The sequence below is a fragment of the Lacrimispora sphenoides genome, assembly GCF_900105215.1.
Lineage (GTDB): Bacteria > Bacillota > Clostridia > Lachnospirales > Lachnospiraceae > Lacrimispora > Lacrimispora sphenoides_A.
In genome coordinates this window covers 671509-685603 of record NZ_FOIP01000002.1, presented here as the reverse complement: position 1 = coordinate 685603, position 14095 = coordinate 671509, and the positions used below count along the sequence as shown (strand labels likewise).

General features: G+C 44.6%; 3 protein-coding genes. All 3 read right to left on the bottom strand.

Going from position 1 to position 14095, the window contains the following annotated elements; genetic code table 11:
- Positions 1-9: 9 nt before the first annotated feature.
- The 3 genes from BMW45_RS19940 to BMW45_RS19930 are packed head-to-tail and all read right to left on the bottom strand — an operon-like array spanning position 10 to position 14055.
- A complete protein-coding gene (locus tag BMW45_RS19940) occupies positions 10-615 on the bottom strand; it encodes a hypothetical protein (RefSeq protein ID WP_025232339.1) in 606 nt (201 codons plus the stop codon).
- 26 nt (positions 616-641) lie between these two features.
- Positions 642-13253 carry a hypothetical protein gene (locus BMW45_RS19935; RefSeq protein WP_092248089.1) on the bottom strand — a complete coding sequence of 4204 codons (12612 nt, stop codon included), beginning with the start codon at positions 13251-13253 and terminating at the stop codon, positions 642-644.
- 1 nt (position 13254) lies between these two features.
- Entirely contained in the window at positions 13255-14055 is an 801-nt protein-coding gene (locus BMW45_RS19930; RefSeq protein ID WP_092248086.1) for a hypothetical protein, read from the bottom strand.
- Between the last annotated feature and the right edge of the window lie 40 nt (positions 14056-14095).

The window sequence follows — 14095 nt, the reverse complement described above, 5'->3', positions numbered from 1 at the left end:
TCTAATATCCTAATTAAGTACATTCACCTGAATCTTTACCTGAACCTGCCCGATATCATCCAATGACTCCGGATCGGTCGCAATGACCTGTGCAGTACAAGCGTAGTTTCCAGCCGGAAGATTTTGCTTTAATTTTATCTTATCAATATACTGTCCCGGTTTTATACCCTGACTCTCGTACAACACTTCATTTGTGTCATCTCTGCGTATCACCACACGACAGTAATAACGGTTCTCTGGAATATTCTCCAATCCAATAGAACCTTCACTTTTTGCATCATTGAAAATCGCTTTTGCATTCATGGATACATTAAACATACCTTCTTCCACAACAGAGTTTAGAATCCCCTGAACTTCTGTAGGTGTTTTTCCCTGCAAAGAACCATCCTGAGCCAACCTGTCAAACCAGTATTTGGTTGTCGCATCCATCACCTGATTGTGTGTATACCACCAATATCCACCACCGGCACCGGCAATGATAAGCAATAGCAGGATCAGAAGAAGGGCCTTTTTCTTGCCCTTCTTCCCTCCTTTTTCATTGTTTACCTTACCAGCTGCCAGGGCTTTTTCCGCGGTTTTCTCTTGAATATTTTGTGTTTCATTCATTTCTTCCAACGCTAAAACCCTCTCTTTCGACTGTGTTAAGGAGTCCTTCTGGACGGGACAATCTCTACTTTATATTTTAACAGATATTTTGCTCTGGCATTGATTACACCGGTGTCAGAAGTTCCGTCCATGTATTTTTGTACTTCGGTCTTGGTAGATCCTTCAATCGGGAAAGAGGCATCCATAAACTTATCCACAAACCCATTACCTACGGCTCCGACAAAGGTAAAGTTACCAGACGTCTGCGTTTTCAATGTTCCAAGCACAATCGGTGCTGCGGTAACTGTTGATTCTGCATAGTGCTGTAACGAGGTCTCTGAGATATCAAATCCCGTACCGCCGATGGCATCATCCAGGCCTTTTACAGCAAGGTATAAATCATTCTCAGCTGTTGTTACCGCCGCACTGGCGGTCAGATTCATCAAATAAGCCGGGTCAGTTGTAATACCTGCCTCTATCGTCTTATTCTCAAATTCGCTAATCGATACTTTCGCATCATAGATACCCTTGTTTTTAATCGTATATTCCGGTGCAGTAAATAGATCCATACCTGCAGAAGAATCATTAACACTCATTAATTTGTTCGTACTGTCATAAGAACCTCTCCGACGAACGACTAGGTAAATATCAGCCGGTACTTCAACTTTTAAAACTTCCCAATCCTGTAATTCGAGAACATCCGGGTTGCTTTCAGCTTCTACCAGGAATAAGTTCTCCGGTACCGTACTTCCCAAGCGGAAATGCTCATGCTCCGCATCTGCATTGGGATTATAAGCCGAACTGCTGGTAAACTGTACCACATCTCTGCCTTTTACCGCATGATCCATATCGATATCAAAGATCTGATTCTTCGGTATTTCCACCGCCGTCTGAATCACGTGGTCAGTTCCCCAGACCGGATTTGCTGCTGTTCCGGTATTCACAGAGGTCAGGTAGAATGTATTCTGATGACCAGCCAGTTTTTCCGGAGCACTAACAATCGTAAAGGTTCCGTCCTGATATGCCACAGACCCTTTTGCAGCCTTGTTATTCTCAAACAAAGTACCGTCAACCGTCGTCGTGCCGCTGTTAAAGATGGCACCGCCATTCTGGCCATTAAGGTCAGTTTCCAGATCATAGGTATTGTTATTATTATAAAGGGTTACATTCAACAGAAGGCTCAAAGCTCCGCCTTTTTCAACGGTTATTAACGGTGCCTTTGCTTCACCATTCCGGCTTACGACCGCACCGATCGGAAGATCGATACTGGTCTTTGGTTCACTGTGTCCGTCAAAGTATACGTTCGCACTGAACTGGGCGGTTGCACCATCCTTGACATTCAGCAATACACCGGTATAGTCCTCCACATCATATTCCGCCGCTGCTCCGGCCACCGGATCCTGAACTGCAAAATCCGGCTGTATATATCGGACAATGTTAATCTTATTGGTACTTCCAAGCATAACAGTACCACCTGTGCCGATATAAGACTGTCCCGTCACCTGGATATCACTGTTTACCTGAATGGAGCCGACTACATAAATCGTATTTCCTCCCCGGGTTTTTAATAACTCAAAAGCTCTTGCCAACGTTTTTACAGGAAACTTCGGAGTCGAACCGGCATACCGGTCTCCCTGGTCATCGATACCGTTTGTACCGTCAATATAGACGGCGACCGGCACCTGCAGCTCCAGGATATGCGGATATCCGCTGCGGTTTGACAGACAGAAGAAATCTTTTACCCGCTCTTCCAGCAGGAAATAACCGGCATCATTGACTGTTGCGTTGATTCCAACCTGGTAATGAACCATATCTCTGCCCATATACGAATCTCTCACCATAACATGAAAATTATTTTGTATTGGAGTACCATATACATCTACGGTCAGATAACGGCTGGTATCATGGTTTGCCTCTTTGGTTCCGAATCCCTCCAGGAATACACTTCCGCCAAAGTTCGTATAACGGCTGAAATGCAGGTATCCATTGCTGTATACATCCGTACCTCCGGAAACCACTTGATCGCCTAATGCAAGGTTGGAGAATTCAGTATACTCAAGAATGCAGGTTCCATCATCCAGCAGCTCAATACCAGCGCTGCTGCCTTCCATAATATCAGAATCATTTAAGTGGCCGACGATATATTCCGGTCCATTTTTATTTTTAGTATTGAAATTATTAATAAATAACGTTGCGGTAGGAACACCATTGCTCACGCCCTCCGCGCGGTAACATCTCAGCACACCGCTTCCTTTTACGGTAATCAGTGGGGACTGAGCCACTACGGCCGGTGCAACTAAGGTTGGATTAATGCTATCACTGCTGATTGAATGGCCATCCAGATAAATACCGCTTAAAGTCAGTTTACCGCCATTGCCGATATAGAACAGACTGTCAAGTAATGTTTCATTGCTGTATCCATCATAAACAGGATCAGCAGCATCATACCCTTTTGGCTGAGAATATCGCTTGAAATATACCTGGCCCCGGATATTAACAGTCTCACCCGGATCCTTATAGTATCCTTCATAGTGGGAGGATCCGTTGCTATTGTAAACCTTAATATTCATCAGTTGAATATCGGATGGTTCACTGGTTCCATCAGTAATGTCCAAAGTATCTACAATATAAATCAGGACACCATTGGTACCTGCCTGGTTTCCAATTGCCTCAAAGGTACGTTTTAATGTTTTAAACGCCTTTTCCGGAGTTGTACCATCATGACTTGGATCATCTGACCCACTTTGGCCATCTAAATAAATTACTCTTCTCAGACTCAATTCCAGAATGGAAGCATTGGAACTGTTGTTTACAATATCATACAATGCATTGATAGCATCATCAAATGAATAATATTTCAGTTGTGTCTCACCCGGCACGGTACCGTCCTTATATCGAATCAATGGACGGCCATTGTAGTCATTGCTGACAGAAATCTGTAATGCGGTTGAAGGCACATAGGAAGCCTCCGGCTGTATATACGCCGATGTTGTATCAGCTGTACCATTTAAATATACTTTACCGGATATTACCGGTGAACCAGACAGATACAGTTGTCCGAAGGACGATGGATTGATTTCATTTGCATGGAGATAAATTGCACTTCCATAAGTTGCATTATTACCTTTTATCTCGCCGCCATTGATTGTCAGGATTCCGCGTTCGGCTACCTGAAAAGCACCGCCTTTTGAATCCAGGTTATCCACAAATCCATCTTCGGCAATATAGTTGCCGCTGTTGTTGTTATTCGAGAAGACTGCACCGCTTTCTACTGTTACACTGATCCCGGTAGGAATATTCACCAGACTGTCACCATTGCTTACCGTACTGTCTATACTTCTGCGTCCCTGAATCGTGATATCTTTCAATGTCAGGTTATAGTCCGGCTGAATCAGACAACCGTAATATGCCCGCTCAAGCTCCGGTGTCTCAGTACCATCGCTTTCATAAACAGCAAATCCGGTATAACGGCACATATAAGCAGTTTCCGGTAATGTCCACACATTTTCACTGCTTGTATTAATTGCCTTACCGCATACATAAATCACATAATGTTCAGTGGTACCGTGAGTCGTTAATACTCCCACACTCTTGGCTTTGGTAAAGCTTTTTACGGCCTGGCTCGGCTTTAATCCGGTGTTCGTATCTTTCCCGTTTACCGAATCAAGATAAATTGCCTTCATCAGAATTAAACATTGTTCTTCTTTTACCCCGCTTACATTTCCGGCAAGGTTACTAGTTCTTCCCCGATCCAGTACATACGGATTCGACCGTACATCAAAATATGGGAGATAGGAACCAACGTTTGTTACCTTATTACCATCTGGCTCTACGACTACACTGCCTTTTCTAAAGTAGCTGGTTCCCTGATTTAAGTATACATGGTAGGAACGTCCGGTCTGATAAATATGATCACTTACTTTAATGGCACTTAAGGTTTGGTATAAATAAATACTGTCTCTGATATCCGCTCCACCGCCATACAGTTCAAAGCCCCTCTGCATAACAAAAATTGGCGAGTATTTATTGATAGACTGCTGTCCAGATGCATTTGTCGTATTTCCGCTGATCTGCCCGCCGGAGAAAATCATCTGGGAAGAACTGTTAATACCCTGATGGAAAATTGCACTGCCGCATCCACCTTCATTTCCACGGATAATTCCGCCGCTGATTGTCACAGCACCGTCATAATTTACGATCGCACCTGCTGCCCCAGGATTTGTATCTCTTGAAACAACCTTGTTATTCTCGATCAGACCGCCCCTCATCTCCATACCACTGGGAGCGGAAGTAGTGCTGTGTATATAAATCGTTCCGATACGGGCACTGGTACCTTGTGCATTTGGAGCATTTAGTTCATTATTTATTATCTGCCCCGATTTCATTATTAAATTACCCGGATAAGCAGTACTGACCCCCTGAACCATTACCGCAGAGGCAAAGTAGTAACTACTGAAACTAAGGCTTGTTTGTCTTACTATATTCCGAATAGTTCCGCCGCTTATCTCAAGAGTACCGCCATAAACCTTCACCCCTAATGCGGAGGTATTGCTATAGGTGGTCGTTACTGCCTTGTTGTTCTGCAATACTGCGCCTTCTCCAAGGACAGCAGTCCTTCCTCTGCCAACCATCAGCAATTGATCATTCACGGCTGTTGTCAATACAATACCATTGGCTGAGCCGCCGTCTATTGTGATATTTTTAAACGTAACGGTAGATGCATAAACCGTACTGGTACTATCGTACAACGTAATCAGTATACCGCCATACCCTTCATAACGGGTTACCAGCGGCTGCCATCTTTGCCCACTCAAAGAATTCGTTACGAATCCGCCGGGCTCAAATGACCAGTCTTCATCCTCTGCCAGTACATTAACGGTTGAAGTACAGATAATAATATTCGCTCCGGTCGTGTAATAACCGCCGCCCTGCAGCAGTTCTCTGGCACGTTTAAAGGTTTTGACCGCTGTAGATGGAGTGTTGCCAGAGTTGGCATCATTTCCGCTGCCTGACAGATAAACATTATTTTCTCCCAGCAGCACAAGGTTTGGTGACAGCTCGACGATCGGCCGCATGGCTGCCATTCCATCAGCACCGGCCTTATGGAAATATGCCAGCTGGCTTCCCGCACCCGTAAGATCTGTAATACCAACCATATCCGGCTGAACCACTGTCTTACCGGCAAAACCTTCAACCAGATGCAAATCATACTTTGGCGCCTGGCCGGTCGCAGCATGGGTCATTGTAATTGGTTTGGTACTGTTGTTCATATAAATCAGACCCTTAACCGTGCTTCTTCCATCCAACTCAATGTATCCATAATTATCAATTACCCGGGCCACATAAGAGCTTGATGCATAAGGACTGTCACTGATCTTCACCAGTGCTTCCCCCTTAAGCCGCAAGGTTGCGTCATCCCCTAAGTAGACCGCATCTGTATTTCCCTGAATAGACGGTGTAGAAAAGCTTCCATCATCCTTAATTCCATTTAATTCAATAATGACTTCATTGTGATAGCTTGTTGTGGAGTCGCCGATCGTTGCTGCATAAACACCGCCGCCTTTGTTATCACAAATAGAAGCAGAACCATTTAAGGTAATTCTAGCTGTTCCGGCCCGATGATAGGAGGCAGTTGTTGAACGTGTCAGGTAAATCCCCGAACTTGCTGTGCTGCCATTATTAACACTGGTGCCATTTCCGGATATTTTTGCAGTTCCGTTCATTGTCACCTGAATCGGACCGTTGGCATATATTCCGGCTCCCTGATTTCCGGAATCAGCATCAGTGTTGCTGTAATAATCACTGCCGCCGATCATTGCATTGTCATTTAAAGTGATTTTTTGGTACCCAGTGCTTTCTGACCAGTTGTTCTGAGTATGGACCAATTGAATTCCTGAACTGGAGTTACCGGATATTCTGGAGTCACCAAACATTTCTACGTTCACCTGTGATGCCCCATAGGAAGTACTTCCAGTCACTGTCGCTTCGGCGATCCCCATATTATTCTGTTCAATCGCTGCATGGTCTTCCATCTGAATGTTAATTGGACTGCTATTAACCTGATAAAAGTAAATACCATAGGTGGTTTTATAAATCCTGCTGTAATCTTTCATCAGAATATTAGCTGTTGATGTGGTGCTGCTGCGTCCAGTCAAATATATTCCGTCTGTTCCACCAGTAATCATAGCCTTCTTTCCCATTGAAACAGTGCTGTTTTCTGCCGCCCCAAGGTAAATGCCATGGCTCATATCCGTAATCGAAACTGATTCTTCTTCGGATCCGTCAGCTTCCATATTCAGTAAAATCATTACATCTTTTGCATTAGAACTGCTTGTAATAATCCCACAGGTAAGACTCATAACATTCGGATTACCAGTAATTCTTGAATTGTTTAACAATTCAATCTTCGGCGATATTCCGTTGTTCACAGAGATTCCATAAAACCAATAGGATGTTCCTGTGGCTGTACTATCAAGTATGATCGCTGCATGATCCTGCATCTTTACCGATGCCGTTGTCGTACTCGTGGGGGCCAGATAGATACCATAGGTCGTGGTGTTGCGATACCCTCCATAAGTAATGTTAGCCCGGTCTGACATCGTAAGAGAAAAATTGGCACACCCATAAATGCCATATTGCCAATATGCACCCTCCAGCGTTGCAATGCTGGCATCTGCTGACATATTAATTGTTGAATCACTACCGGAAATATAGACAACACCGCTCACGGCGTTACCGACTTCTAATCTTGCGTTCTCCTTCATTTGAATGGTGGTATTGGCATAAGTGGAATAAATCAGATAGCTATTCAGCAGTGTGGAACCCGGTCCCTGCATGATAGCACTGTTACCTTCCATAGATACGGAGACATTCGTTCCTCCCATCCATATAGCATAGCCGGAAAAGCTGGCAACCTTTTCAACTGTATTATCTGTGATTATCTTTGCCTCTCCCAGCATCGACATTTTGGCTGAACCATACAACCTGACCGTATACTGTGACTGGTTATTATATAGCTGCTTATTCACTTCACCAATTTCGCCGCTAAGTGTTACTTCTCCATAAATGTCCAGTGCACTGAAGTAATTATTCCTGATCATCGAATCTCCGGTCAGAGTCACTAAAGTGCCTGCAGAGCCATAGATCACCGGGCTGTATGAACTCTGATCAGCAAGAACGACTGTATCCGCCATGCCATCAATAATCAGCCTTCCTGTAGTAAATGACACTGTATTGCTGCCATTACCTACTTTAATCATCGGCTGCCGCACAAAAGAAGCAAACCGGCGTACCTGCGGCTCATATACCTGGGTTCCATTACGTTCTTCCGCAATCGCATAATATTCATTTACATCGGTATACAGCGGATCCTCATAATTAAGTTCCCAGGATTCATTGGCATTAATATCCACCTGACCGCAAATGTAGATAAATGGTGCAAAGCCTTCCCTTTCTTCCTCCGGAAGGTTACTGTCATGAATAGCAGTCTCGTTTATCCTATTTTGTAAAACCTCTTTTGCTCTATCAAACGTTGCAACCGCATCAGCCGGAGAGGTACCCCCATTGCTGTCATTTCCGCCGGTTCCATCACTTTTATATCCGGCCAAATACACACCCTGGCCGACAATAATGACATTCGTTCTGGTGGTGTTAACTGCATCTCTAAATCCGCCAAGTTCGCTTCTTCTTGGCAGCTCACCACCGCGAAAATGATCTAAGTTGCCCATTGCACTCAACAATGCGGGATATTGCCTATTTACCTGAGTCGCAGCAGATAGATCAGCATTTGGTTCCATCATTGCCCGGGTCGCAGCATTTCCCAATGGTTTCAGTACTACACTGCCGGATTGAAACACCTCACTGTTTAAATCAATCGGAAAGGCACCATAAGCCGTATTATCATCTAGCGGCGCTGCAAGTACTGTCAGGAAAGAGCTTCCTGAATTTAAAAAGATAACATCGGGATTGGCTCCATCTTTCCTATCAGCGGTCACCTTACTGAAATCAAAATTCTTACTGTAGGTACTGGTTGATGTATCATCAATATAGATATTGTATACGCCCTCCACCTGTTTTGATGGAACTGGCTGCTTAAAATAACCTTTGAAAATATCAATGTATGCATAACCGCTTAAATAGAAGTTGCTTCCCTGTACAGCCGCACTGTTCTGGATCGGGCCGGCAATATCCATCATAAATGAGTAACCAGTTGTAATAGCAATCCCGCCGCCATAGTCCGCATGGTTATCCTTTATTTCAAATTTTCCATCTTCCGTTTCAGACAGATACACATAAGCACTGGTACTTGACGTGTAAATACCGCCGCCCCTATTGGTCGCAGTATTGTCTGTAATGGAAGAGTCCTTCATATAATAACGTCCGCTGCTAATTGCCAGTGCAGCGCCATCCCCTGCCCGATTGTCAGAGATCATCATGTTCCTGAAATAAGAGTAAGAGGTTGAGCTGGTGGAATAGATTCCTCCGCCCTGTGTAACCGCCTCATTGTTACTGATCCGTACATTCTCAGCATGCCAGCTGCCGCCGCTGTGAGTGACACCGCCGCCATAAGTACCGTAGCTTCCCGTATTGGTGATTTTATTGCCGCTGATTTCAATTGCTCCCGGAGTGGTTGCCATCATATAAGTGTGGGAAGAAGCAGCAGAAGCACCACCTATGTAAAGTCCGCCGGTACTCACTGTTGCAGAGTTATTAATAATCTTAGTTCCATCTTCCAGAGTAAGAGTCCCATATCCATAGAAGTAAATACCTCCGGTATCTCCATAACTGCTGGCACGAGATGATCTCGCTTCATTTCCCTCTATAATGGTTTCTTTTAAGGTTAAAGCAATATCCTTTCCGGAGCTTCCGTATGCATAGATTCCTCCGCCGCGTCCGGCTCTGTTATTAGAAACCGTTGTATCTGTTATCGTAAGGGTATTGCCGCCGGCAAGATATATACCGCCGCCCTGGTTATAATTGTAAATATCAGAGTCAGTATAGTACTCATATCCCGTTTGATTCGTAGTTATTGTACTTCCGGTGATTGTATGACTGTTTGTACCGGCGTCAATATAGATACCTACACCTCTTACGTAGCCATATGTGGTAAATGCACCATGGTTCCCATTCACTAACCCGGCATTCATCGCAAGCTTACCATCAGCCCCTATATAAATTCCGACTCCTAAATTAACATTCGTATAACTTTTGTATACTCCGCCAGCTTCATTATCAGATATGGCCGCATGATCAATATTCAGGCTGCCATTCGTATAAATACCGGTACCATAAGCAAAATATGATTTATTGTTACTGATTACCGTATCTTCCTGTTCCCCGTTCCCATCACCGATGTTTACGATTGTACCTGTATCCGCAAATATACCGACCCCTTTTGAAAACAGTACGGTGCTATTTGTGCCTGAAATTTGATAAGTCAGTATGCTGTTACCTGTGATCTTTCCCTTATTCATAATAAAGGAGGTCCCTGCATCCACAAGATAAACACCGGCGCCATATTGATAGGTCTGGTTTCCGGTAATGGTACCGCCGTTCATAGTAAACCTGGCGCCATCGCTTAAAACCACACCGCCTCCGGCCTTATGAGTGGTTATTCCGGCAGTATAATAATCTGCACGGTAAGAGTTGTTCTTCTGAATAAAACCATTGTTCATCTCAACTGTGGTACCGCTTCCGGCAGCAACCACACCCTGCTCCCGGTTCTCAATCGAACCAGTCCAGCCCGCTTCCATCACAAAGCGGCTGCCTCCGGTAACCGTTACGTGGTTACCCAGGGTGAGAGCTTTCTGATCAAAACCGGTACTCTTAAGGCGGGTTCCGTTCAGGGTAGTCTCTCCCCTTAAGTTCAGGGTTCCGCCTGCCTCTACCTTAATCGTAACACTGTCAGTATCATCCACCATATTACGGATAAAAACGTCACGTATGCTTAAAACACCGCTTCCAGTTACTTTGATCAAAGTCTTTGGAGCTTCGTGACGCGGCACATTGGCGCTTCCCTCTCCCTGACTTGCAATTTTATCAATATGAGATACAACTTCTGTCTTAACATCAGTACCTCTTGCGTAGTCATAACGGGATTCCAGCTCCCATTCCGGTTCACTGGCAGAGTCTACGGTCACAGTATTACAGATATAAATTACCTCCGGCATCGGATAGTCGGCTTCAATTTTATCTAATGTCATACCGGCTGCATCCTGTCTGGCCTGCAGACTCTTGGTCATTTCATCCTGCCAGATCGCTCTTGCTCTGGCCCAGGTTTTCACCGGATAGTCGCAGGATGCACCGTAATTTCTGTCATCGCCATCCACACCGTCAATATAAATTCCATCGAAGTAATAAATTGCATAAAGTTCAATATTCTGAGCATTTACAATACTGTCATCCTCGGCCGTATCCTGCCGCAGTGACCAGTCAATACTTGAAAGACCGCCATTTGCCACAGACCGGTTGGTACTGTGCAGCTTTATCCGGCCAAGCAGCGCCTGGCCTACGGAATCTGCTTTTGCAATCGGGTCTGCATCATCGGTAATTGATGATGCCAAATCTCCGCCAGGTATCACAACATCTACATACCGGTAAGCTACGTTCTTATTAATACCGCCAAAGAATATTCTTAAATCACCATCATGGATAGAATCCACACTGCATACCTGTACCGGATGATTCGCTAAATCAAGAAAAGCATTTATCTGAATATATCCCTTTTCTTCTGTCCTGACATTCTTTTCGATAATAAGGTCTCCCTCATTTACCAGGATCGTCTGAGCTTCGGTCTCATTGCCGCTATTATCATACATTCCGCCAAGGTAAAGATTTTCTACAATCAAGGTCTTGTTTTCCGGTACGATGATTGCCGGCTGTGAAGTAGAATTCCATGTGCCAAGAGGAGTTATCAATGAAGCTTCGGCAGAAGCCAGGTAAAACTCTCCGTCCGAAAGCTGCTCCAGATATTCACCGGCGTTATCATCCCCCAAATTCAGGGATCGCATGGCTACAACCATTCCATTGGACTTCTTAGCCTCCTCGGCTGCTGCACTCCAGGTTTTAAGCGGAGCACGTGGGTTTGATCCATCATATAAAACATCATCGCCTGCCGGATAAATCTCCCCATCAATGGTCATAGCAGCTCCCGGATTCCAGTAAATAACCTTTGCTTCACCCAAAGAACGGCTTGCAATCAGAGTCTTGCTGGTCAAAGTATCTGCCTCAAAGGCAAAGGACCGGGACATGATTTTATTTTCTGAACCCGTATCTCTTAACTGAGCAGCTGCCTCAGTCTCGACCTCCAGGTTCCATTTATCAGATTCTGCCAGAGTAAAATAGCCTAAAAACTCTTCATCAGTTGCATCATCCGCATAAAGGGTTGTCACCAGTTCACGTGATTCTGCCTTGCCATCATCCCGTAATTCCAGAAGATATTCGCCGCTGCCACCGTCAAATCCTTCCATCAACTCGATAATCGGATCTCTCCATGTACTGGCGGACATCTTATCTACTATCAGTTCAACATTATCTTCATCGGTGTCCAAAACATAATTATCAATATCAAAGGCCGCTTCTCCTGCCGCCTTTGCTTGACTGGCGGTTGAAGCCAGCGGTTGCAGCGTAAGTGTTTTCTCAATTCGTTCGTTTTCTGCTGCTGCCGTATTATCTGTATCCGCAGCATTGGAAGGAGATGCCGTATCTTCTTTCCACTCTATATCTTCCTGCTCACTGCAGTAATCCATTACAACACAGCCATTAATATTGACATTCTGTCCCATTTGAAGGACACCGCCCCGTACATAAACCAACTCTGTCTCATCAGGATCATGATCCGGATCTTCTGCCTCAAGCAGAACATTCGTCAATGTTAATTGTCCGCCATTCACATAAAACAACGCGTCACTTTCATAAGGACGTTCCGGCCAGGATGCTATGCGGATATTCCCTGCATTTAATACATACAGTTCTCCGTCTGCCACCTCCATCGGATTCATTGCATAAATAGTAATGTCCGATGGATCCAGTCCTTCTTTCTCCATCAGATCTTTTGCGCGCTCAATTGCCTTTTTAAGAGTTTTTACAGGCTTTGCAGGACTCAACCCATTGGCAGAATCTTTTCCCATTTTTGCCCTGGATGGAGTTGCATTGGACACGGTTGCTGCTGCATTCGATGCGGTTGCCAGTTCTGCAGGCAGCTGACCACCCGGATTCCAATAAATTGCATAACCATCGTCCTCCAAAGGTTCTAACGGCAATGTTTCCTTAATACGGCCGCCTCCACCCTCAATTGGTTCTAATGGCAATGTTTCTTCTATACGGTCTGTTCCATCTTCCATTGGTTCTAAAGGCAGAGTTTCCTCAATGCGGTCTGTTCCATCTTCCATTGTTTCTGACGGCTGAGTTTCCTCCACACGGTCTGCTCCATCTTCAACTGTTTCCGACGGCTGAGTTTCCTCCACTCGGTCTGTTCCTTCTTCAACTGTTTCTGACGGCTGAGTTTCCTCCACGCGGTCTGCTCCATCTTCAGTTATATCTGAAGATGGCATTTCCTCGATCCGTGCATAATCCATTGATGTGGTTTCTGCCAGAATCATAAGTTCCTGAGTGGGAAAGATCATAAGGAAGCACAAAAGGAACGCTGTAAATCTTTTGAATTGTGTCATTCTAATCTCTCCTTTTCGTTTTTTTGCTCTCATTATCCAACTTTGACAATTTCCAGATTGCTCCCCCTGCAAGCAGAAAGAATATTAAGCCATATGCCCAATAAATAAGAGCTCCTTCCACTCCGGTTTTGGGAATTCCTCCCACGTAGCCCAATGGAGGCGTATTATCCGGAATATCAGAAGGGAGCTTATCTAAAGGTGGGCCTCCGGGAAGGTTTCCCCCCGGAACAGTTTTATCAAGTACTGTATCTTTGTCATCACCACCATCACCATCTTCGCCGTTCTTCTTCTGATACAATTTTATGGTAATCGTCTCAGGAACCTTATCCCCCTTCAATAGATAGCTCCCGTTGTAGGGGTAAGGAAGCCATCCGGCTTTATAAACCCGGTACTGAATATTATTATCGTTTAGATACACTAACGTACCATTAAACGTATAGTTCTCATCGTTCTTAATAAACTGGTCACTGTCCGATACAGAAGAGGCCATGTTATATGCCACATCCAACTCATAAATACCGGCACTATCCGTTAAACCAAACAAAACATAACGGTTCAGACTCGGAATAAAGATTTCCACTGACACCCCTTCAATCGGATTATTATTGTCTCTGTCCAAGACCTGAAAACGTAATTTCCCCATATAATCAACAACCACACCTGCAACAATATCGGTCCGCCCATTTCTTTTTGGTACTGTTCCTCCTCCCAGACTATTATCATCTGCCCAGACAGGAAAACAGACAAACAGAAACAACAGGTTACATATCAGCCATGATAAAAGGAATCTCTTTCTGCCCATAATATCCACCTCCGTTCTACTACAATGTATTTATGGGTAA